The sequence below is a fragment of the Streptomyces sp. CA-288835 genome (assembly GCF_050936385.1).
In the GTDB taxonomy this organism is placed as follows: domain Bacteria; phylum Actinomycetota; class Actinomycetes; order Streptomycetales; family Streptomycetaceae; genus Streptomyces.
On the sequence record NZ_JBNJMW010000001.1, the window covers coordinates 4,097,117 to 4,118,945 of the forward strand.

General features: G+C 69.7%; 21 protein-coding genes. 10 read left to right on the plus strand and 11 right to left on the minus strand.

The annotated features are described in order from the left end of the window. Together cbiQ and ACQEVY_RS18325 are read left to right on the plus strand one after the other, a co-directional pair. The gene (gene cbiQ, locus ACQEVY_RS18320; RefSeq protein ID WP_432949769.1) at positions 1–762 is read left to right on the plus strand and encodes a cobalt ECF transporter T component CbiQ; all 762 of its coding nucleotides are present in this window, start codon (positions 1–3) and stop codon (positions 760–762) included. Continuing rightward, a complete protein-coding gene (locus ACQEVY_RS18325; RefSeq protein ID WP_432949771.1) occupies positions 750–1,508 on the plus strand; it encodes an energy-coupling factor ABC transporter ATP-binding protein in 759 nt (252 codons plus the stop codon). The genes cbiQ and ACQEVY_RS18325 overlap by 13 nt, the downstream gene beginning before the upstream one ends. 25 nt (positions 1,509–1,533) lie before the next feature. On the opposite strand, the gene ACQEVY_RS18330 is transcribed toward ACQEVY_RS18325, so the two are convergent. After that, the gene (locus tag ACQEVY_RS18330) at positions 1,534–3,006 is read right to left on the minus strand and encodes a toll/interleukin-1 receptor domain-containing protein (protein ID WP_432949773.1); all 1,473 of its coding nucleotides are present in this window, start codon (positions 3,004–3,006) and stop codon (positions 1,534–1,536) included. A gap of 31 nt (positions 3,007–3,037) precedes the next feature. On the opposite strand from ACQEVY_RS18330, the gene ACQEVY_RS18335 reads away from it, so the two are divergent. Beyond that, the gene (locus ACQEVY_RS18335; protein ID WP_432949775.1) at positions 3,038–3,499 is read left to right on the plus strand and encodes an HIT family protein; all 462 of its coding nucleotides are present in this window, start codon (positions 3,038–3,040) and stop codon (positions 3,497–3,499) included. A gap of 52 nt (positions 3,500–3,551) precedes the next feature. Here ACQEVY_RS18335 and ACQEVY_RS18340 read toward each other — a convergent pair whose 3' ends face one another. Beyond that, on the minus strand, positions 3,552–4,004 hold the full coding sequence (locus tag ACQEVY_RS18340; RefSeq protein ID WP_432949777.1) for a hypothetical protein: 453 nt from the start codon (positions 4,002–4,004) through the stop codon (positions 3,552–3,554). A gap of 90 nt (positions 4,005–4,094) precedes the next feature. Between ACQEVY_RS18340 and ACQEVY_RS18345 the strand changes: the two genes are divergently transcribed. The 3 genes from ACQEVY_RS18345 (at position 4,095) to ACQEVY_RS18355 (ending at position 6,361) form a co-directional block, all read left to right on the plus strand. After that, entirely contained in the window at positions 4,095–4,571 is a 477-nt protein-coding gene (locus tag ACQEVY_RS18345) for a MarR family winged helix-turn-helix transcriptional regulator (RefSeq protein WP_432949779.1), read from the plus strand. A gap of 107 nt (positions 4,572–4,678) precedes the next feature. Further along, positions 4,679–5,131, plus strand: a complete 453-nt coding sequence (locus tag ACQEVY_RS18350) for an organic hydroperoxide resistance protein (protein ID WP_432949780.1) — start codon at positions 4,679–4,681, stop codon at positions 5,129–5,131. 63 nt (positions 5,132–5,194) lie between these two features. Next, entirely contained in the window at positions 5,195–6,361 is a 1,167-nt protein-coding gene (locus ACQEVY_RS18355; protein WP_432949782.1) for a serine hydrolase domain-containing protein, read from the plus strand. A 10-nt stretch (positions 6,362–6,371) separates the two neighbouring features. Here ACQEVY_RS18355 and ACQEVY_RS18360 read toward each other — a convergent pair whose 3' ends face one another. Both ACQEVY_RS18360 and ACQEVY_RS18365 read right to left on the minus strand, forming a co-directional pair. Then, positions 6,372–7,217, minus strand: coding sequence for an EamA family transporter (locus ACQEVY_RS18360; RefSeq protein ID WP_432949784.1), 846 nt, complete (start codon positions 7,215–7,217; stop codon positions 6,372–6,374). Further along, positions 7,214–7,717: a YbaK/EbsC family protein gene (locus tag ACQEVY_RS18365; RefSeq protein ID WP_432949786.1), complete on the minus strand. Its 504-nt coding sequence runs from the start codon at positions 7,715–7,717 to the stop codon at positions 7,214–7,216. The genes ACQEVY_RS18360 and ACQEVY_RS18365 overlap by 4 nt, the downstream gene beginning before the upstream one ends. A gap of 480 nt (positions 7,718–8,197) precedes the next feature. Here ACQEVY_RS18365 and ACQEVY_RS18370 point away from each other — a divergent pair, with 480 nt between their 5' ends. After that, positions 8,198–8,794, plus strand: coding sequence for a Uma2 family endonuclease (locus tag ACQEVY_RS18370; RefSeq protein ID WP_432949787.1), 597 nt, complete (start codon positions 8,198–8,200; stop codon positions 8,792–8,794). A gap of 105 nt (positions 8,795–8,899) precedes the next feature. On the opposite strand, the gene ACQEVY_RS18375 is transcribed toward ACQEVY_RS18370, so the two are convergent. Both ACQEVY_RS18375 and ACQEVY_RS18380 read right to left on the minus strand, forming a co-directional pair. Further along, positions 8,900–11,146, minus strand: coding sequence for an MMPL family transporter (locus tag ACQEVY_RS18375; RefSeq protein ID WP_432949789.1), 2,247 nt, complete (start codon positions 11,144–11,146; stop codon positions 8,900–8,902). A gap of 130 nt (positions 11,147–11,276) precedes the next feature. Further along, positions 11,277–11,867, minus strand: coding sequence for a TetR/AcrR family transcriptional regulator (locus ACQEVY_RS18380; protein WP_328769342.1), 591 nt, complete (start codon positions 11,865–11,867; stop codon positions 11,277–11,279). 350 nt (positions 11,868–12,217) lie between these two features. Between ACQEVY_RS18380 and ACQEVY_RS18385 the strand changes: the two genes are divergently transcribed. After that, positions 12,218–15,508, plus strand: coding sequence for a S41 family peptidase (locus ACQEVY_RS18385; RefSeq protein ID WP_432949792.1), 3,291 nt, complete (start codon positions 12,218–12,220; stop codon positions 15,506–15,508). 177 nt (positions 15,509–15,685) lie between these two features. On the opposite strand, the gene ACQEVY_RS18390 is transcribed toward ACQEVY_RS18385, so the two are convergent. The 4 genes from ACQEVY_RS18390 to ACQEVY_RS18405 form a co-directional block, all read right to left on the minus strand. Continuing rightward, positions 15,686–15,946 (minus strand): hypothetical protein, encoded by a 261-nt coding sequence (locus ACQEVY_RS18390; protein ID WP_432949794.1) that lies wholly within the window; start codon positions 15,944–15,946, stop codon positions 15,686–15,688. 80 nt (positions 15,947–16,026) lie between these two features. Further along, positions 16,027–16,938, minus strand: a complete 912-nt coding sequence (locus tag ACQEVY_RS18395; RefSeq protein WP_432949796.1) for an SDR family oxidoreductase — start codon at positions 16,936–16,938, stop codon at positions 16,027–16,029. Further along, entirely contained in the window at positions 16,935–17,858 is a 924-nt protein-coding gene (locus tag ACQEVY_RS18400; protein ID WP_432949798.1) for an alpha/beta fold hydrolase, read from the minus strand. Before ACQEVY_RS18400 ends, ACQEVY_RS18395 begins: the two co-directional genes overlap by 4 nt. Continuing rightward, complete coding sequence (locus ACQEVY_RS18405) at positions 17,855–19,414, minus strand: flavin-containing monooxygenase (protein ID WP_432949800.1); 1,560 nt, start codon at positions 19,412–19,414, stop codon at positions 17,855–17,857. Before ACQEVY_RS18405 ends, ACQEVY_RS18400 begins: the two co-directional genes overlap by 4 nt. 246 nt (positions 19,415–19,660) lie before the next feature. On the opposite strand from ACQEVY_RS18405, the gene ACQEVY_RS18410 reads away from it, so the two are divergent. Next, positions 19,661–20,302 carry a MerR family transcriptional regulator gene (locus ACQEVY_RS18410; RefSeq protein WP_432955289.1) on the plus strand — a complete coding sequence of 214 codons (642 nt, stop codon included), beginning with the start codon at positions 19,661–19,663 and terminating at the stop codon, positions 20,300–20,302. Here ACQEVY_RS18410 and ACQEVY_RS18415 read toward each other — a convergent pair. After that, the gene (locus ACQEVY_RS18415) at positions 20,299–21,093 is read right to left on the minus strand and encodes an exodeoxyribonuclease III (RefSeq protein WP_432955291.1); all 795 of its coding nucleotides are present in this window, start codon (positions 21,091–21,093) and stop codon (positions 20,299–20,301) included. The two genes, ACQEVY_RS18410 and ACQEVY_RS18415, sit on opposite strands and share 4 nt — an antisense overlap. A gap of 244 nt (positions 21,094–21,337) precedes the next feature. Between ACQEVY_RS18415 and ACQEVY_RS18420 the strand changes: the two genes are divergently transcribed. Beyond that, complete coding sequence (locus ACQEVY_RS18420) at positions 21,338–21,814, plus strand: GNAT family N-acetyltransferase (protein ID WP_432949802.1); 477 nt, start codon at positions 21,338–21,340, stop codon at positions 21,812–21,814. The last annotated feature ends 15 nt before the right edge of the window (positions 21,815–21,829 follow it).

Below are 21,829 nucleotides of genomic sequence, written 5' to 3' on the forward strand. Positions count from 1 at the left end.
ATGGGTGCGGGCCACGCGCACAAGCTCTACCGGCACGGGCACTCGCCCGTGCACGCCCTGCCGCCGCACACCAAACTCGCGGCCGTCTTCGCCTTCGTCATCGTCGTCGTCTCGACCCCGCGCGAGGCGATGTGGGCCTTCGCGCTGTACGCACTGCTGCTGGCGAGCGTGGCGTACGCGGCCCGCGTACCGGCCGGATTCCTGCTGAAGCGGCTGCTGATCGAGGTGCCGTTCGTGGCCTTCGCGGTACTGATGCCGTTCGTGGCGCAGGGCGAGCGTGTGGACGTACTCGGCATGTCCCTGAGCGTGAACGGCCTGTGGGGCGCCTGGAACGTACTGGCCAAGGGCACCCTCGGCGTCGCCGCCTCCGTACTGCTCGCCTCGACCACCGAACTGCGCGAACTCCTCCTGGGACTACAGCGGTTGAAGCTTCCGCCGCTTCTCGTGCAGATCGCCTCCTTCATGATCCGGTACGGCGACGTCATCGCGGACGAGATGCGGCGGATGAAGATCGCCCGCGAGTCGCGCGGCTTCGAGGCCCGTGGCGTACGGTCCTGGGGCGTCCTCGCCAAGTCGGCGGGCGCGCTGTTCATCCGGTCGTACGAGCGCGGGGAGCGGGTGCATCTCGCCATGGTGAGCCGGGGTTACGCCGGTTCCATGCCGGTCATCGACGAGGTGACCGCGTCCCGGGCGCAGTGGTCGTACGCCCTGGCCCTGCCCGTCGCCGCCCTCGTCGTCTGCGTGTTGGGATGGACCTTGTGACTGCTTCTCTCGAGGTCTCGGGCCTCGCCTTCGCGTACCCCGACGGCCACCAGGCGCTGTTCGGCGTCGACTTCACCGTCGCGCGCGGTGAACGCGTGGCGCTGCTCGGGCCGAACGGCGCCGGGAAGACCACGCTCGTACTGCACCTCAACGGCATCCTCAGCGGCGGTACCGGCACCGTGACGGTCGCCGGGCTGCCCGTCGGCAAGCAGCACATGGCGGAGATCCGGCGGAAGGTCGGCATCGTCTTCCAGGACCCGGACGACCAGTTGTTCATGCCGACGGTGCGCGAGGACGTGGCCTTCGGGCCCGCGGCGGCCGGTCTGAAGGGGCCGGAACTGGAGGCGCGGGTGCGCACGGCACTGGAGCGGGTCGGCATGGAGGCCTTCGCGGATCGTCCCCCGCACCATCTCTCCTTCGGGCAGCGGCGCAGGGTGGCGGTCGCGACCGTACTCGCGATGGAACCGGAGATCCTCGTACTCGACGAGCCGTCGTCCAACCTCGACCCCGCCTCGCGGCGCGAACTCGCCGACATCCTGCGGTCGTTGGACGTCACCGTGCTCATGGTCACCCACGACCTGCCGTACGCCCTCGAACTGTGCCCCCGCTCCCTGATCCTCAGCGAGGGCGTGATCGCCGCGGACGGCAAGACGGGCGAACTGCTCTCGGACGAGGAGCTCATGCGGGAGCATCGCCTGGAGCTGCCGTTCGGCTTCGATCCGGCCTCCGTGACAACGGGCGCGTGACGCTCCTCAGGTCTGCCGCCGGCGCCTAGTCGGGCTCGGCGTGTTCCTCTGGGCGAGGGGCGGGAGCCGACGGCCTGGTGCGAACAGGCATGCTCAGGGACGCCACCCGCTCGGCCAACGCGCCCGCATTCCCGGCAACTTCATGCACCAACTCGGTACGCGCCCGCCGCCCGCCACGGTAGGAAACCTCCATGGTGGCCAGCGAGAGGGCCACGGCGATCAGCACCGTGACGGCGAGGGCGACATGGATCCGCGTCGTGGCCAGACCCGCCGCCCGGTAGGCGAAGCCGGTCTCCAGGGCCGACGCCGCGACGAGCGTCAGCCACAGCGCGTAGAAGCTGAGAAGCCAGGGGTGGTCCTGGACCAGCCAGGCCGCTCGGGACCGCCTCGCCTCTTGGGTCACCCGGGTCAACGCGCGGCCGATCTCAGCGAGTTCCCACTCGGCCTTCTCCCGCTGCTCCCGCGAGAGTGGCCGCAGCCATTCGTTCATCCGGAGTTCGAGCCGGGTGACCGCCCTGCGCAGCTCGCGCCGGTGCACGGGGCTGGGCAGGCCCTGCGGCCACCTGGCCCACAGGTCCTTCTCCCGCCGCTCGATACGGATGGACGTGGCAGCCGCGCGGCCGACGCCGATGAACGCGCACAGCACCACGAACAAGGACCCCTGGACACCCGCGTCGCCCTGCGTGGAGAAGGCGCTGATCAGCACGGTGAGGAGCAGCGCCAGTGCCACCGGCCACGTCTTGCTGACGTACGCGCGCTGTTTGACCCTGTGCGTCTCGCGTTCCAAGGAGTCGACCGAGCGGCCGAACGGGCCGCTGACCAGGCCGATCGACACCAGCGGCGCGCACATCAGCAGGCAGCACCACCCGACGACGTACAGCGTGAAGGGAGGTTCGTCCGTCCGCACCCAGTCGTCGCCCCAGGGGATCGCGGGCACCCCGAGCAGGATGACGGCCGCGAGTACCGCCGTACCGGCTCCGAGCCACCACCCGGAACGGGGTCTGTGTGGCGGTGGCGCCGGGATCGGCTGCCACGTCGGGGCCACATGGGACTCGAGTACGGCGATCAGTTCCGTCAGCTGGGCATGGATCTCCTCCCTGCGCAGACGGTGGGCCTGCCGGTGGGCCAAGTCCCGTATACCGTCAGGGAGTTCTGACGACAGGGGTGGGGCGGCGTCGTCCAGCAGGAGGGGGATGACGGTCTTGCCGCCGCGCAGGGCCTGCTCGATCTCCAGGCGCACCCAGTCGTCCTCTCGGTCCAGCCGCCGGGTGCCGGCCTCGTCCCGCGCCTCGGTCCAACCCTCATGGACGACGACGAGCAGGACCTCGCAGTCCGCGACCCGGTCCCGCAGCGCGTCCGGATATCGCTGCCCCGGCACGATCGACGCGACATCCCGGAACACCTGGTCCTCACCGAAGTGGCGTTCGAGCCGACCGTACAGTTCCCGCACGAGGTCCGCGTGATCGCCTCTGCGGTAGTTGATGAAGACGCCGCCCACGCGGCACACCCTAGATCGACAGGACGGGACCATGGACGCGAGAGACGAGTTCTGCCCCTTCTGTGACATCGTCGACGACCCCCGCAAGGCGCGCGTGCTCTACGCGGACGCGCACACCCTGGCCTTCTTCCCGCTGACGCCCGCGACGCAGGGGCACACCCTCGTCGTACCCAAGGCGCACAGCACCGACCTGTGGGCGATGGACGAGACTGCGGCCCAACGCCTGTTCCGCACCGTCCTGTTGGTGGGCCGGGCGTTGCGTACGGCCCTCGAACCCGACGGCATGAACGTCATCAACTCGGCGGGCACCGCGGCCTCGCAGACCGTGTTCCACACCCATGTGCACCTTGTGCCACGCCGACCCGGTGACGCCATGGGGCTGAACTGGCCGGCGGAAGGCGAGGGTTACCAGGGGGAGCGCGATGAGGACGGAGCCGAGTCGGACGCGCTCGCGGCCCGCCTCCGCGAGGCGATCGACCGCCAGAGACGGTGAGTTCACCGACCGCCTGCGACGGTGACTTCATCGGCCGCCTGAGACGGTGATTTCACAGCGCGATGGCGACGACAGCGAGGTCGGCGATCAGCAACGGCGCGTAGAACAATGCCAGCGTCGGTGTCAGCCAGACCTCCGGCCAGGGCATGCTCGAGAGATACGGCCCGACGTTCATGGACAGCACCTCGACCGTGCTGTTTGGGCGCCGGACATCGTCGTAGAGCCGCCGGAAGGCCCTCTCCTGTCGCAGGAAGAAGCAGTCCAAGTACCAGAAGCAGAACAGCGGCACCACGCCGACCGCCGCGATCTGCCAGCTCGACCGGCTGCCGGCCAGCGCGAGCAGACCCACGGCCAGGGTCAGGGACCAGCCCTTCACCAGGAACGAGTTGGTCCCCATGCGCGTGATCGTCGCCTGGATGAATTCCAGATGCTTGATCCGGTCCGCGTCCAACGGCACGCGCGCGCCGGTGGTCCCACCGTCCGCCCCCTCGCTCAGCGCAGTCACCGGCCTCCCCCTCGGTCAATTCCCGCACTTCATCGTAGTGGTGAGGGACTCGGCACGTCGGGCGTGGAGGATCACAGTGACAATGGGGCCGTGACGAACAACGAGACCACAGGCACGCGCGACGGCTCGCTGCTGCTGGACGACCAGCTGTGCTTCGCGCTGTACGCCGCCCATCGCGCGGTGACGGCCGCGTACCGCCCGCTGCTCGACGAACTCGGCCTGACCTACCCCCAGTACCTCGTCCTGCTGGTCCTGTGGGAGCGCGGCGAGACACCGGTCAAGGAGCTGGCGACCGCCCTGCGGCTCGACTACGGCACCGTCTCGCCGCTGCTGAAACGGCTGGAGGCGGCGGGCCTGGTCCGGCGTGAGCGGTCGGCGCGAGACGAGCGGTCGGTGCTCATCGCGGCGACGGAGCGCGGGGAGGAGCTGCGGGAGCGCGCGGAGTGCGTACCGGGTGCGCTGCTCATGGCGACGGGGCTCGGCGGGCCGGAGATCGCGCGGTTGCGCGAGGACTTGTGGCGACTGGCGGAGAAGGCGGAGGCCGCGGCGGCGGACCGTACGCGCTGATCTCGCGTTACCCACGGTTGCTACCCCCCGGTAACAGAGGCTCTTCCGCAGCGAAGTACCTTGTGCACGATGCACTTGTGCGCATGGGTTTCTGGGGGAGGCCAACCATGACTGACGACACCACCACTGTTGTCGACACCCGTCCAACGAAGATCATGTACGTCGCCGAGGCCACCGCGCACGGCGGCCGGGACGGCTACGTCACCAGCCAGGACGGCCAGATCGAGCTGAGGGTCGCGATGCCGCCCGCGCTCGGCGGGGACGGCAACGGCACCAATCCGGAGCAGTTGTTCGCGGCCGGTTTCAGCGCCTGCTTCCACAACGCGCTGGTCCTCGTCGGCCGCCGCTCCGGCTTCGACCTCACCGGCTCCACGGTCGCGGCCAAGGTCGGCATCGGCCCGAACAAGCAGCGCGGCTACGGACTCGCCGTCGCCCTCAGCGTCTCGCTCCCCGTCCTCGACCCGGACATCGCCTCGAAGCTCGTGGACGCGGCGCACGAGGTCTGCCCGTACTCGAACGCGACGCGCGGCAATATCGAGGTCACGATCCTGCTGGGCTAGGAATCGCGGGCGGTGGGCGGGTGTTGCCCCTACTGTCGGCTGTTTCTGGACGGGAGTACGGGCGTGGACGTGAACGGCACGGTGGCGGAGGGCTTCGAGCCGGTCAGGGACGCGTTCGTACGCAACTTCACGGCGCTCGGGGAGTGGGGCGCGGCGGTGGCCGTGTACCGGGACGGCCGCAAGGTGGTCGACCTGTGGGCCGGGCTGCGGGACGTGACGGATTCCCCCGCCCCCTGGGAGCACGGCACCGCCCAGATCGTGCGCTCGGCGACGAAGGGCGTCGCCGCGGCCGTACCCCTTCTCCTGCACCAGCGCGGCCAGTTGGACCTGGACGCGCCGGTGGCGGAGTACTGGCCCGAGTTCAAGGCGGCGGGCAAGGACCGGGTGCTGGTACGGCAGGTGCTGTCGCACCGGGCCGGGCTGCCGGTACTGGACCGCCCGCTGACACCGGCGCAGGCGCTGGACCCAAGGCGGGGCGCGGAGGCGGTCGCGCGGCAGGCCCCGGTATGGGAGCCGGGCACGGACCACGGCTATCACGCGCTGACGTTCGGCTGGCTCGTGGACGAGCTGGTCCGGAGGGTGACGGACCGGGGAGTCGGGCAGTGGATCGCCGAAGAGATCGCCGCCCCACGGGGCTTGGACCTCTGGATCGGCCTACCGGACGCAGAGGCGGCCCGCGTAGGCCGAGTCGGCCGACTCGAAACCCCTGCAACCGCCGGCGGCTTGCGCACACGCCCCAAACGCACGGTCTCGGAGGCGTACGAGAACCCGGAGTCACTGACCCGCCGAGCCTTCGCCGCAATCACCCCATTCCCCGACCAGAACGACCCCGCGTACCGCGCGGCAACACTCCCCGCCACGAACGGCATAGCAACGGCAGACGGCCTGGCCCGCTTCTACGCCTCCCTGATCACCGAAGTAGACGGCGCACCACTCCTGTTCACCCCATCGACCCTGGCGGCGGCCCGCACGAAGGAATCCACGGGCCCGGACCGCGTCTTGGTGATCAACACCCACTTCGGCCTCGGCTACATGCTCCACAGCCCAGCCTCCCCCTTCCTGTCCCCCGGCTCCTTCGGCCACCCGGGCCGAGGCGGCGCCCTCGGCTTCGCCGACCCCGAATCCGGCATCGCGCTCGGCTATGTGACGAACGGCTTCCGTAAGACGGTTACGGCTGACCCGCGGGCGCAGGCGCTGGTGCGGGCGGTACGGGTGGCTGCGACCGTGTAGGCGCCAGGCCTCACCCCGCGTGCAGCATTAGCCCGATACCCACGACGAGGAGGGCGGCCGCGGCAACTCTCGGCGCCCCGAACCGCTCCTTGAAGAACACCGCGCCGATGGCCGCACCGACGATGATCGACGATTCACGCAAGGCCGCGATGGGAGCGAGCTCCGCTTTCGTCTGGGCCCACAGGACGAGGCCGTACGCCGCTACGGAAAGGGCAGCGCCCAGTAGCCCCACCCCCGCGAACGGCCGCAGTACGCCCAGCAGTTGACCACGCCAGCGATACAGCGCGTACGCCGGGACCGCCACGCCCTCCACCGCCATCAGCCAGGCGATGTAGCCAAGGGCGGAGCCGGAGGCCCGTACGCCCAGGCCGTCGACGACCGTGTACGCGGCGATGGTCAGCCCGGTCGCGAGCGCGGCGCCGATCGCCGCCCAGTTGGGCCGGTGGCCGCGCAGCCCCCACAGGGCGACCCCGGTCAGGCCCGCGCACGACACCGCGATGCCGGCCGCCGCCCAGCTGTCGGGGACCTCGTGGGCGAAGATCGCCGCCAGTACGGTCACGACCAGCGGGGCGGTGCCGCGTGCGATGGGGTAGGCCTGGCCGAAGTCGCCCAGCCGGAAGGACCTCATCAGCAGGACGTAGTACGCGACGTGGATGAGAGCCGAGGCGATCAGGTACGGCCACGCCGCGGCCGCCGGGAACGGCACGAACGGCACCATGGCCAGCCCGATCAGCGTCCCGCCGCCCGCGATCAGCGTGAACCCGACGAGCTTGTCGGTGATCTGGTGCGCGATCGCGTTCCAGCTCGCATGGGTGACGGCGGCGAGAAGGACGGCTGCCGCGACGAGTGGTGTCACTCGGACTGCTCGCGTACGTCCACCAGTGCGGCGCCCGCGTGCGCGATGAGGGTCTTGGGGTCCATCGGGAAGACGGTGTACGGGGTGCCCGCGGCGGCCCACACGACATCGTGGTCGAGCAGTGAACGGTCCGCCAGGACACGGGTCTTGGTGCGATGCCCGAAGGGCGGTACGCCGCCGATCGCGTACCCCGTCGTCTCCCGCACGAGGTCCGCCCTGGCCCGCGTGACCTTCTCGGCACCGAGTTCACTCCGGACGAGCTCCAGGTCAACGCGGGACGCCCCGTCCATGAGAACGAGGACCGGCACCCCGTCCGCCGCGAAGATCAGCGACTTACAGATCTGGCTCAACTCGCATCCGACCGCCTCGGCGGCCTCGACGGCGGTACGGGTCGCGTCCGGAAAGCGGCGGATCTGAGCGGGCAGGTCATCAAGCCCTAGCTCACGCAGGGCTTCGGCGAAACGAGGATGGGCAGCGTTCTGCTCTTCAGCGGCGGTCATGCACGGCACGCTAGCGGCGCGTGTACGGAGCATGCGACCGAGTTCTCCGCTCGAGGATGCGCACCGGGCACTTCCCGCGTCAGCAGCGCGAGGCCGGTCGCCCACAAGGATGACAACCGCCAACTCGGCTGGATTTTCGACTGGTTGGCGGGCATATGCTCGCCGCGCAAATAACCTCAGACATGCGACGGCCCCCGTCCGGGACTGCAATCCCGATCGAGGGCCTGACCACCAGGAAGCAGGAGCCTTCCCGATGGATGCGCAGAACCCTAGCGCGCACCCGTGCGCCCAGGCGCGACCGTGCACCACGCCGTCCCGGCCTGTTCCGGATTCGCGACGGCCGCGACCGCGCCCTCCACGCCCCGGCCCCGGCCCCGGAACCCAGCCGCTGTCGCGACTGCCGCTCCGGTCAGAAGGGGGCCGCCTAGCATGGACGTGACGATCCTTGCCCCTGGGCACAGACCACGAGGAGCGAGCGCCATGACCATCGCCTCTGACGACGCGCGGCCCGACGCTCACCACCGTTACCAGGCGATGCGTGAGTTCCTGGAGTCGATGGACGACACGCTTCCCGGCAAGTTCGAGATCACCAAGGAAGGGATCGTCCACGACATGATGGCGCCCATCGGCCCTCATGAGATGACCACTCTGCACATCCGGAAGCGCCTCGAGAAGGTCATGCCGGAAGAGCTGGTCGCTCATACGGGAACGCCTGACGTGGAAGCCGAATCCGAGGGGATCATGCGCCACCCTGACGTCATGGTGATCTCCATGGAGGACATGGATGTGCCGGGTTCCTTCGATCCGCGCACGCTCATCGCCGCCATCGAAGTCGTCTCGCGCTCCAACCCGGACAACGACTGGGTCAGCAAGGTGCGCGACTACCCCCTGCTCGGTATCCCCATCTACGTGATCTTCGACCCGCGGACGGGAGAGGGCGCAGTCCTTTCCAACATCCACTCGACCCCGAGCGGCCCGCGCTACGCCACCCGTAAGGACTTCGTGTACGGCGAAGACGTCACCATCGCCGAGTGGACGATCTCCACGGAGAACCTGCCGCGCTACTCGAAGCAGTAGCGCGGCAGGTCGGTTCAAGCGCAAGCAACAGGGCGCCCCACCAACACGTGGGGCGCCCTGTCCGTAGAGGTCAGGCCTCAGGACCGTAGCTTCAAAGCCGCAGCCTCAGACCCGTACCAACTCCCTGTCCTCGTCCGTGTCCTTCGGGCCGTCCTTGTCGAGGGTGCGGAGGCCCTCGCCCTCGACATCGACGTTCGGGAGGGCGCGGTCCAGCCACTTCGGGAGCCACCAGGCCTTCTTGCCCAGCAAGGCCAGGACCGCGGGGACGATCGCCATGCGGACTACGAAGGCGTCGAAGAAGACCGCTATCGCCAGGCCGAAGCCGATCATCTTGACCATCGACTCGCTGGAGCCGATGAAGCCGGCGAAGACGGCCATCATGATGATCGCGGCGGCGGTGACGACGCGGGCGCCGTGTTCGAAGCCGGTCACGATCGTCTGGTCGGGGCTTTCGCCGTGGACGTGGGCCTCGCGCATGCGGGTCACGAGGAAGACCTCGTAGTCCATTGCCAGGCCGAAGACCACGCCGACCATGAAGATCGGCATCATCGACATGATCGGGCCGGTCTCCTCGACGCCCAGCAGGCCGGACAGCCAGCCCCACTGGAAGACCGCGACGACGGCGCCGAGCGCGGCCAGTACCGAGAGCAGGAAGCCGAGGGCCGCCTTCAGCGGGACCAGGATCGAGCGGAAGACCACGATCAGGAGCAGGAACGCCAGGCCGACCACCAGCGCCAGGTACGGGACCAGCGCGTCGTTGAGCTTCTGCGAGACGTCGATGTTCATTGCCGTCGTACCGGTGACCAGTACGTTCCCGTCGGTGCCCGACTTGACGGCGCCGTCCGTGTCACGGATGGCGTGCACCAGGTCCTCGGTCTGCACCGAGGACGGCTTCGAGTCCGGGATCACGGTGATCGTCGCGGTGTCGCCGGCCTTGTTGAACTGCGCCGGAGTCACGGACGCGACGCCGTCCAGCCCCTTGATCTTGTCGGTCGCCGCGGTGGCGTCGCCCTTCGGGTCGTCGCTGGACTTCCCGTCGTACACGACCATCAGCGGACCGTTGAAGCCGGGACCGAAGCCCTCGGAGAGCGTGTCGTACGCCTTGCGCTGTGTCGTCGACGTCGGCTGCGAACCGTCGTCCGGCAGGCCCAGCTCCAGCTGTCCGACCGGGACGGCGGCCACGCCGAGCCCCACGACACTGAAGAGGAGTACGGCGATCGGCCGGCGGACGACGAAGCGAGCCCAGCGGGTCCCCACGTTCGGCTTGGGCTCGGCACCCGCGGCAGCCCGCTCCTCGGCCTTCCTGGCGGCCCGGCCGCCGCCCAGCAGCTTGCCCTTCTCCCCCGCGGGCCTGACCTTGCGGCCCGCGTAACCGAGCAGCGCCGGGACCATGGTGAGGGCGATGAGTACGGCGATGGCGACGGTGCCCGCGGCCGCGATGCCCATCTTGGTCAGCATCGGGATGTTGACGACGGCCAGGCCGACGAGGGCGATCACCACGGTGAGTCCGGCGAACACCACCGCGGAGCCCGCCGTGCCGACGGCCCGTCCGGCCGCCTCCTCGCGCTCCCTGCCCTGCGCCAGCTCGGCCCGGTAGCGGGAGACGATGAACAGCGCGTAGTCGATACCGACGGCGAGGCCGATCATCATCGCGAGCGTGGAGGTGGTGGTGCCGAGGTCGAGTGCGTCCGCGAGTGCCGTGATGGACGCGACGCCGATGCCCACCCCGATCAGCGCGGTCAGCAGCGGCAGCCCGGCCGCGACCAGCGAGCCGAAGGTGATGACGAGGACGACCGCGGCGACCGCGATACCGATGATCTCGGTGGTCCCGGTGTGCGGGACCGCCTGGAGCGCGTCACCGCCGATCTCCACGGTCAGCCCGGTGTCCCGCGCGTCCTGCGCGGCCCCCTCCAGGGCGTCCTTCGAGGAGTCCTCGAGCTCCATGCCGGGGACCTTGTACGACACCTGCGCGTACGCGGTGGTCCCGTCCTTGCTGAGGGACTTGGTCACGTACGGGTCGGTGACGGAGACGACCTCGGAGCCTTTGCCCAGCTCCTTGACGGTGTCCTGGACGGCCGCCTTGTGGTCCGCGTCCGTCATCTTCTGGCCGCCGGGCGCCTCGAAGACGACCCTCGCGGTCGCTCCGTCGGCGCTCATGCCGGGGAAGCGCTCCTCCAGCAGGTCGAAGGTCTTCTGCGCCTCGGTCCCGGGGATCGAGAAGGAACTCGACCCCGCCACCGGGGCACTGGCGGCGCCGACACCCGCGAGCGTCAGCAGCGCCACCCATATCAGGGCGACGAAGTGCCGTCGCCGGAAGGCGAGTCGGCCGAGTTTATAGAGGAAGGTAGCCACGAGGGAGTACTCCCGGTCAGGTCGTGGGGTGGAACAGGGCAGGGGTCATCAGCCCGACGACGAGAGCGGTGACGTCAGGTGCAAGTGGGTGACTCTGGAAGGTGGTTGAGCTGGTTGTGCTGATTGAGCGTCAGGCGCCGAGGGCGGGGAGGACCACGGCGTTGACGTACGAAAGGAGGAACTCCTGGGTCGGCGGCAGTCCGTCGATCAGGTTCCGGGCGACGAAGGCGCCGAGCATCATGTGCAGCACGTATTCGATCGCGGGGTTGTCCGCACGGATCTCACCCCGTTCGACGGCACGCTGCAGCACCTTGTTGATCTCGGCCATCTCGGGCTCGATGAGCCATTCCCTGAACTCCTGAAGGAGTTCGGGGCTGTTGTGGACCGCCATGACCAGGCTCCGCATCAGCGCGGTGTCCTGCTCCATGGAGCAGTCGTCCTCACGCACCGCCATGGCGTGGAAGTCGCCCCGCAGGGAACCGGTGTCGATCTCGGCCGGGTCGATCCGCTTGTGATGCCGGAGCGCCTTGGCCACCAGCTCGGCCTTGCCGCCCCACTGGCGGTAGAGCGTCGCCTTGCTGGACCGGGTGCGGGCGGCCACGGCGTCCATGGTCAGGGCGTCGTAGCCGACTTCCCGGAGCAGGTCGAGCACGGCCCCGTACAGCTCGGCCTCCCGCTCGGGCGTGATCCGACTGCGGCGCACCGTCGCGGCTTCAGCCATCCCACTCACCTCTCCTGCTCCCACGTCCGGAGCGCCAGGCTACAGACCCACGCATGCAGGCCTACAGACCGCGTTCCGAACGAAACGGTTTCGTACGCCTATGACGATACCCCGCCGCACGTACGAAACGAAACCGTTTCGTACGTGTCCCGGCTCACAGCAGGCCCCGTCAGGGGCGCGGGGAACTGCGCGAGCAACCACAACGCGCCCCGCAGCCGCGACACGCAGTGTCACCCACCACCGCCTGGCGGGGGCCTGGGGCGCAGCCCCAGCTTCGGGAAGGGGCGGGACTGGGGAAAGAAACCCACCCACAAGTTGCCGCGCCCCCTCCCCCGACAAAGCATGAGTAGGTGAGCGACAAGCACAAGAACCAACCCGCCCCCGGCTACCTCCGCTACCCCCACCTAAGCGGCGAGCGCCTGTGCTTCGTCGCCGAGGACGACCTCTGGGTCGCCCCCCTCAACGGCCCCGGCCGAGCCTGGCGCCTCACCGTCGACCGTACGAAGGTCGGCCACCCGCGCTTCTCACCCGACGGCCGCCACATCGCGTACACGACCTGGCGCAGCCTCGACCCGGAGATCCACCTCGCCCCGGTCGACGGCGGCCCCGCCAAGCGCCTCACCTACTGGGGCAGCCCCGACACCCGCGTCTGCGGCTGGAACCCCGATGGCGACATCCTCGCCGTCGCCTCACACGGCGAGCCCTTCGCCCACTACACCTGGGCCTACAAGCTCCCGGTCACCGGCGACCCCGGCGGCAAGCTCCCCTGGGGCCCGGTCTCGCATATCGCGGTCGCCGACGTCGCCGGCGAGCACAAAACACTGCTGCTCACCGGCACACCCCCGCACGAGCCCGCCTCCTGGAAGCGCTACCGCGGCGGCGCCACCGGACGCCTCTGGGTACACGGGCAGCGCATCCTCGACGACCTCGACGGGCACCTGGACGCGCCCATGTTCGTCGGCGACCGCATCGCGTTCCTCTCCGACCACGAGGGCGTCGGCAACCTCTACTCCTGCCTGCACGACGGCTCCGACCTGCGCCGCCACACCGACCACGACGCCTTCTACGCCCGCCACGCCGCCAGCGACGGCACCCGCGTCGTCTACCAGTGCGCGGGCGAGGTGTGGATCGTCGACGACCTGTCCGCCGACTCGGCACCCCGCCGCCTCGAGGTGCGCCTCGGCGGACCGCGGGCCGGGCGCCGCCCGTACCAAGTACCGGCCGGTCTGCACGTCGACGGGATCTCCGTGGACGAGACGGGCCGGGCCAGCGCCGTCGTCGTACGTGGCAGCCTGTACTGGCTCACCCACCGCGACGGCCCGGCGCGCACCATCGCGGACACTCCGGGCGTACGCGTACGGCTGCCGGAGATGCTCGGCTCGAGCGGGCGGCTGGCGTATGTGACGGACGCGGAGGGCGAGGACGCGGTCGAGATCGCATACCTGCCGCGCGCGACCGGCACCGGCGCACCGCGCCGACTCGCCTCCGGCCGCCTTGGCCGCGTACTGGAACTCGTCTCGGATCCGCAGGGCGAACGGCTCGCAATCGCGTCCAACGACGGGCGGCTGCTGCTCATCGACGCGACCGAGAAGCCGGAAGGCGGCGAGGTCGGCGAGGTCACCGAGCTGATCCAGTCCATCAACGGGCCCGTGCGCGACCTTGCCTTCTCCCCCGACGGCGCCTGGCTGACCTGGTCGCACCCGGGCATAGGCCGGTCCCTGCGCCAGATCAAGATCGCGCGCATCGAAGGGCCGAGAGCCGAAGGCCGGCCAGTACACACGATCGTGGACGTCACCAACGGCCGCTTCGAGGACGAGGGACCGGTGTTCACGCGGGACGGCCGCTTCCTCGCGTTCCTGTCCTGGCGCGGCTTCGACCCGGTGTACGACGTGCACACCGGCGATCTGTCCTTCCCGCTGGGCTGCCGCCCGTACATCGTTCCGTTGTCGTCCGCGACACCCTCCCCCTTCGCACTGACCCCCGAGGGACGCCCGGCCGCGGGCGGCCTGGATGTGGTGGAGGACGAAACCGGCGACGGCGCCGCGGTCACGGTCGAGACCGAAGGCTTGGCGAATCGCGTAACGCCGTTCCCGGTGCCCGCCTCCAAGTACTCGGCGCTGTACCCGGTCGAGGGCGGCGGCCTGGTCTGGCTGCGCTGGCCGATCTCCGGCGCGCTCGGCGAGACCTTCGTCAACCCGGCCGACACCTCCGGGCGGCCCACGCTGGAGTACTTCAACATCAGCAAGGCGAAGAAGTCCGAACTCGTCGACCACCTCGACTGGTTCGCGGTCAGCGGCGACGGCTCGCGGCTCGTCGTCGTCGACGAGGGCGATCTGCGGGCCGTCCCCTCCACCGAGTCCGGCGACCTCGACACGACCGTGTGGATCGACTCGCGGCGCATCGTGCACCACGTCGACCCGGCCGCCGAGTGGCGCCAGTCGTACGAGGAGGCGGGCCGCCTGATCCGCGCGTACTTCTGGGAGCCGAAGATGTGCGGCATCGACTGGGACGCGGTCCTCGACCAGTACCGGCCGCTGGTCGAACGGGTCGCCTCCCCCGACGAGTTCGCGGATCTGCTGCGCGAGGTCCTGGGCGAGCTGGGCACCTCCCATGCGTACGTCACTGCCGCGCGCCGCAACGAAGGGCCGCCGCACTACCAGCGCGCACAGGGCCTGCTGGGCGCCAACTTCCTTCACAAGGACGGAAGTTGGGCGATCCGTCGCATCCTGCCCGGCGAGTCGTCCGACTCCAGGGCCCGTTCACCGCTGGCCGGTACGGGCATCCGCGAGGGCGCCGTACTCACCCACGTCGACGGACGGCCGGTCGATCCGGTCGCCGGCCCGTATCCGCTGCTCGCGGGGGCGGGCGGTACGACGGTGGAGCTGACGTTCGCGTCGGCGGACGGCGAAGGGCATGCGCGCCGGGTCGCTGTGGTCCCGTTGATCGACGAGCGGCCGCTGCGCTACCAGGACTGGGTGGCCAAACGCAGGGAGGTCGTACGGGAGTTGAGCCACGGCAAGTGCGGCTACCTGCACATCCCGGACATGGGCGGCTCGGGCTGGGCCCAGTTCAACCGCGACCTGCGCATGGAGATGTCCCGTCCCGCCCTGATCGTCGACGTACGCGGCAACGCCGGCGGCCACATCAGCGAGCTGGTCGTAGAGAAGCTCACCCGCACGATCCTGGGCTGGGACGTAACGCGTAACGCCCAGCCGGTGTCGTACACCTCCAACGCCCCGCGCGGCCCGGTCGTCGCCCTCGCCGACGAATCGACGTCCTCGGACGGCGACATGATCACAGCCGCCTTCAAACTCCTCAAACTCGGCCCGGTGGTAGGCCAACGCACCTGGGGCGGCGTAGTAGGCATGACCGGCCGCCACCGCCTAGGCGACGGCACAACCATCACGGTCCCCATGAACGCGGCATGGTTCGACGCATACGGCTGGTCGGTAGAAAACCACGGCGTAAGCCCGGACTTGCCCATACTCCGCACCCCCCTGGACTGGGCAGAGGGCCGCCACGCCCAGTTGGCCGACGCCGTGCACTTGGCCCTGAACCTACTGACGGACCATCCGGCGGCAACTCCCCCGGACCACCACCACATTCCGGACCGCAGCCGCCCAAACCTCCCACCGAGGTGACCGCGCGCCGCACGCGCTGTGGGCAATCGTCCCGCACCGCTGTGGGCAATCGTTCCGCAGGGCGGAACGGGTGGGCACAGCCAACAGCACCGGGCAACGGCTTAGCACGGCCCAGCGACAGCAAACGCAAGGGGCGCCCTCCCCAAAGAGAGGGCACCCCTACCGAGTCAGCCCGACTCAGATGTCGTAGTCCTGATCGAGCCGATCCTGCTCCTCCTGCTGCGCCCGCCGCGTCGGATCCTGTTCCTGCTGACGCCGCCGCCGAGCAGCCTCCTCATGCTGAGTCCGCTCCCGCTCCTCCGGAGTCATCCGTGACCGACGCTCCCGCTCCTCCGGCGTCATCCGGCCACGCTCACTCTCCCCGCGGCCACTCGTCTTGCCCTTCGCGTTCTGCTGAAGCTTCTCGGCCTTGTCCTGGAACTCGTCCTTCATGCCCATGAGATTCACTCCCGTACTGGGTGAGGGGATGGGGCCTCACTCAGATTCACATGGACCGACAAAGCGCGCATTTCGGTCAGTTACGTTCGGTTACGCACCGCATCGTGCCCCGCATCGCGCGCCGCCTCATCAGCCGCCCCACCCGCACCGACAAGCCCCGTACGGATCTTCCCGAGCCGCGGCTCGAACCGCCGCATCTCCCGCCGCCCCACCGTCGCAACGAGCCCTGGCAGATAGCCCCGTACACCCTGCACGCCCCGCAGCCACCACTGCCCGTACACATGACTCGACCGCCGCTCGATCCCGGCCACGATCCGGTCGACGGAGGGCCCCAGCGGATAGGTCTTGCCGGCCGGCCACGGCATCCGCTGCCTCAACTCCCGCATCACGTCGTCCTGATCGGCCCCGCGCACCATGTCGGTGTCGGTCCACGACAGATAACCGACCCCGACTCGTACGCCCTTGTGGCCGACCTCCGTGCGCAGGCTGTGCGCGTACGCCTCGACGCCCGCCTTGGAGGCGCAGTACGCGGTCATCATCGGCGCGGGTGTGAGCGCGGCGAGCGAGGCGATCTGCAGCAGATAGCCGCGGCTCGCGAGCAGGGCGGGCAGGAAGGCGCGGGCGGTCACCGCGGAGCCGATGAGGTTGACCTCGATGACGCGGCGCCAGGCCTCGGGGTCGGAGCCGGCGAAGGTCCCGCCGGTCGCGACGCCCGCGTTGGCGACGACGATGTCGACCTTCCCGAACCGTTCCTCGACCTCGGCCGCGACCTGGACCATCGCTTCGTGGTCGGTGACGTCGGCGTACCAGTGGCCGCCCTCGGTGTGCAGCCGCCCGGCGACCCGCTTCAGCTCGTCCGGCTCAAGGCCGACCAGCGCGACCTTCGCACCGCGCGCGGAGAGCTTGCGGGCGAGGAGTTCGCCGACGCCTCGCGCCGCTCCGGTGACGACGGCGACCTGCCCTTCCAGGCTTGTCCCGCTCCCGCTCCTCATGCGCCCTCCTTCAACCCGGCCCGCACATAGGCGGCCGCGAGTTCCCGGATCCGCCCGTTGACCAGCTCGGGCGCCTCGATGGGGGTCATGTGCCCGATCCCGGGCAGCTCGGTGAGTCCGGCGCAGTCGGGCAGCGCGGCGGCCATCGCGCGCGCGTGGACCGCGGGAGTCATCCGGTCGGCCGTGCCCACGATGACGGCCGTCGGCATGGTCAACTCCCGTACGGCGTGGTCGAGTTCGAGTGCGTCCAGTACGTACGACCAGGCGTGCCGCACCCGGCGCGGACACGCGTGCACGATACGCGCACACGCCTCCACCATCTCGGGCGCCGAACCGGGGCCCATCGTCGCGTACTTGAGGATCCGCCGGGCGATCGGCGTGACCGGCCCGAGCGGCGCTCGCGCCCCCAGGATGCGCCGGGTGAGCCAGAACCGCAGCCGTCCTGCCCGCAGCGGCACCACCAGCGACTCGGTGACCAGCCGCGAACTGCCCGTACTGCACAGCAGTACGGCCGCCGCATGGTCCCGCAGCCGCTCCCGCCCGGAGGCGGCGATCACCGTCATCCCGCCCATGGAGTGCCCCACGATCACGGCCTTCTCGCCCGACTCGAGGGTGGCCGCGAGCACGGCCTCCAGGTCGTCGGCGAGCGCCTCCGTGGTGCACGTGGTGTGCGCGGGACTGCGGCCGTGTCCGCGCTGGTCGTACGCGATGACCCGGTGGTCGGCGGCGAGGTCCCGTACCTGCGCGGCCCAGTAGGCGGTCGAGCAGGTCCAGCCGTGTACGAGCACCACGGCGGGCCCGTTTTCGGGTCCGTGCACCTCTACGTGCAGCCGGGCGCCGTCGGCGGAGACCGCGGTCAACTCCCTTACGGGGACGGGCGGGGAGTAGGGACCACTCTTCACATGCGTCAGTCGGCTCACGCGCCGGCCTCCACCTTCTGCTCGCCTCGGATGTCGTCCTGCTCGCCTCGGATGTCGTCGGTACGGGTCCGGGGCTCCCGGAGTACTTCGTACTCCCCCAGGTTGACGCGTCGTGTCGCCCTGCGGAACTCCGCCGTCGTACCGGGCCAGATGGTCGTGTTGCGGCCGTTCGCGTCGAGATACCAGCTGGTGCAGCCGCCCGTGCTCCACACCGTGCGCTTCATGCGCTCCTGAACCCGGTCGTTCCAGGCGCTGACGGCGCCCGGGCGGGCGTCCAGGGCGACCGGTCCGCCGAGGACGTCCAACTGCCGCAGATAGTCGGCCATGTAGTTCAGCTGGGACTCGATCATCAGGATCATGGAGTTGTTCCCGAGACCCGTGTTCGGGCCGATGATCGACATCCAGTTGGGGAATCCGGCGGCGCTCGCACCGCGCAGCGACTGCATGCCGTTCTCCCAGGCCTCGGCGAGGGTGCGGCCGTCCGCGCCCACGACGCGCTCGGCGATCGGCAGGTCGGTGACATGGAAGCCCGTACCGAAGACGATCGCGTCGGCCTCGGTGCGGCTGCCGTCGGCGGCGACGACGGTGCTGCCCTGGATCTCCGCGAGCCCGGAGGCGACGACGTCCACATTGGGCCGGGCGAGCGCCGGGTAGTAGTCGCTGGAGAGCAGGATGCGTTTGCAGCCGATGCGGTAGTCGGGGGTCAACTTGGCCCGCAGAGCGGGGTCCTTGATGGCGCGGGCCATGTGCAGCTTCGCGAGCTGCTCGACCAGGCCGAGCTCGCCCGGGTGCTTGGTGAACGCCTGAACCTGCAACTCCCGGATGCCCCACAGCAATCCGCGCCGGGCCTTAGCGGTGAACGGCAACTGCCGGTGCACGAAGCGCTCGGCGCCGCTGATCGCCCGGTCGACGCGAGGCAGCACCCACGGCGGGGTGCGCTGGAACAGGGTGAGATGGGAAATCCTGGGCTGGATCGCGGGCACGATCTGGGCTGCGGAGGCGCCCGTACCGACGAATGCGACCCGCTTGCCGCGGAGGTCGTAGTCGTGGTCCCAGCGGGCCGAGTGGAAGACCTTGCCGGGGAAGGTGTCGAGCCCGGGGATGTCCGGGATCCGGGGCTCGGAGAGCGGCCCGGTGGCGGAGACGACGACATCGGCGGTGAGGTTGCCGCTGCTGGTCTCGATCTCCCAGCGCAGCCGTTCGCCGTCCCAAGTCATCTTCTTCACCTCGGAGTTGAGGCGGAGGTGGGGACGGAGCCGGAAGACATCCGTCACATGTTCCAGGTACGCGCGGATGTGCTCCTGCCCCGAAAAGGCGCGCGGCCAGTCGGGGTTGGGGGCGAAGGAGAACGAGTACAGGTGGGACGGTACGTCGCAGGCGCAGCCGGGATAGCTGTTGTCCCGCCAGGTGCCGCCGACGCTGCCGGCCCGCTCGAGTACGACGAAGTCGGTGATCCCCTCCCGCCGCAGCCGCACGGCGGCCCCGAGCCCACCGAACCCGGACCCCACCACCGCCACGCGCACATGCCGCACATCCGCATCTTCGCGCTCGGCCATCCCTACGCCTCCCTGGTCCATCCTCGCCCTGCCCCGTGCGACCATGCCAGTGAACACTGGCGCAATGGGGAGAGTAAGGGGAACGCCACACTCCTGGGTAGGCCCGGAACCGAAGAAGTTACTGGCGGTACAACATAGGCATAGGCTGATTGCGTGGCTGAGGGATCGGGAAAGCGGGGACAGGCGAGCTCCGGACAGGGGACCTCCGGGCCGGGAAAGCCGGAGCCCGGCAAGCGGGAGTACCGCATGGAGGAGCTGGCCAAAGAGGCCGGCATCACGGTGCGCACCCTGCGCTTCTACCGCGAGCGCAAGCTGCTTCCGCCACCCCGCCGCGAGGGCCGCATCGCCTGGTACGACGACGACCACCTGGCCCGCCTCCGCACGATCTCGGCCCTCCTGGAACGCGGCCACACCCTCAGCGGCATCGCCGAACTGGCCGAAGCCTTCGACAACGGCCGCGACGTCGGCGAACTGCTGGGCCTCGGCGCCCCCACCGAGGAGATCCCGGTCCGCCTCTCCCCCGAGGAACTCGCCGACGCCTTCGGCGACCAGGCCACCTCCGAAAACCTCGCCGCCGCCCTGGACCTCGGCTACCTCGCCACAGACGGCACCGACCTCGTCCACATCAGCCGCCGCCTGCTGGACGTCTCGGCGGCCCTGGTACGCGAGGGCATCCCCCTCGCGGAGGTCCTACGGACCGGTCGCCGCGTACGCGAACACGCGGACGCCCTGGCCGAGTTGTTCACCGGCCTGGCCCTCACGCGGGGCGCCTCTCCGGCCGACCTGGAGCGCTTGCGGCCGCTCGCGAAGAGCGTGGTGGAGGCGGAGCTGTCGATGGCGCTGGACCGGCGCGTGCGGGAGGCTGAGCAACGGCCCTCGGGGTCCTAGAGGTTGTAGACGACGGTCACGGGCGCGTGGTCCGACCACCGCTCCGCATGCGTGGCCGCCCGCTCCACGTACCCCTTGACAGCCTTGGCCGCGAGCCCCGGCGTCGTGACCTGGTAGTCGATGCGCCAACCAGTGTCATTATCGAAAGCGCGCCCACGGTAGGACCACCACGTGTACGGCCCTTCGACGTCTGGATGCAGGGCCCGTACGACATCCACGTACCCGCCCTCCGTCTCGTCGAAGACCGTCGTGAGCCACTCGCGCTCCTCCGGCAGGAACCCGGAGTTCTTCCTGTTGCCGCGCCAGTTCTTGAGGTCCGCCTCCTGGTGGGCGATATTCCAGTCACCGCAGACGACGACCTCGCGACCGCCGGCGGCGGCACGCTCCTTGAGCGCCTTCAGATAGGCGAGGAACTCCCCCATGAACCGGATCTTCTCGTCTTGCCGCTCGGTCCCGACCTCGCCGGAGGGCAAGTAGAGGGAGGCGACCGTGACGCCGGGCAGATCGACCTCGACGTACCGTCCGCTGCCGTCGAACTCGGCGGATCCGAAGCCGACTTGGATGCGGTCGGGCTCACGCCGCGTATAGACGGACACCCCCGCACGCCCCTTGGCGGCGGCGGGCGCGTGCACGACATGCCAGCCGTCCGGCTGCCGAATGCCCTCGGGCAACTGCGGCGGCTCGGCGCGCACCTCCTGGAGGCACAGCACATCGGCGGAGGTGCCCGCGAGCCACTCCACGAAGCCCTTCTTCGCGGCGGCCCGAAGCCCGTTCACATTCACAGAGGTCACAGTCAGCACAGCACTCTCCTACGCAACAGGGAACGTAGGTTACTGCGCGAGCGCCCCGTACTCGCTTCGGGTGAGGCAAACCGGCGCGTGCGCCCGGCCGGTCGTGGCGGCGGCACGAGGCAGCAGCCCGGTGTTTGGCTTTTGCGGGCCGATCGCACCCCTCGAGTCGGCCGCGGCCCACGGCAGGGCGGCCCGTGGGAAAATGGGTCGCCACCCCGTAGCGCATAGAAGTACGATACTCGGCATGAATATACGCCGCGTCCCCTTCGACCACCCTGACGCCGTCAAGCTGAACGACCAGGTCCAGGCCGAGTACGCCGTGCGTTACGACGACGAGGGTGACGTAACTCCCCTCGATCCGTCGATGTTCGAGCCGCCGCTCGGCCTGTATCTCATCGCGTACGACGCGCAGGACCGGCCGGTGGCCACGGGCGGTTGGCGCTCCCAAGACGCGAACGACGAGGGCTACTCGGACGGCGACGCGGAGATCAAGCGCATGTACGTGATCGAAGAGGCCCGCGGCAACGGTCTCGCCCGTCGCATCCTCTCAGCCTTGGAGGACGACGCCCGCGCGGCCGGCCGTACCCGCATGGTCCTGGAGACGGGCACGAAGCAGCCGGAGGCGATCGCCCTCTACACGTCCAGCGGCTACGAGCCCTGCGCCAAGTTCGGCCACTACCGCTTCCACGACTTGAGCAGGTGCTTCGCGAAGCCCCTGTGAAGCAGCGGGCTTTGA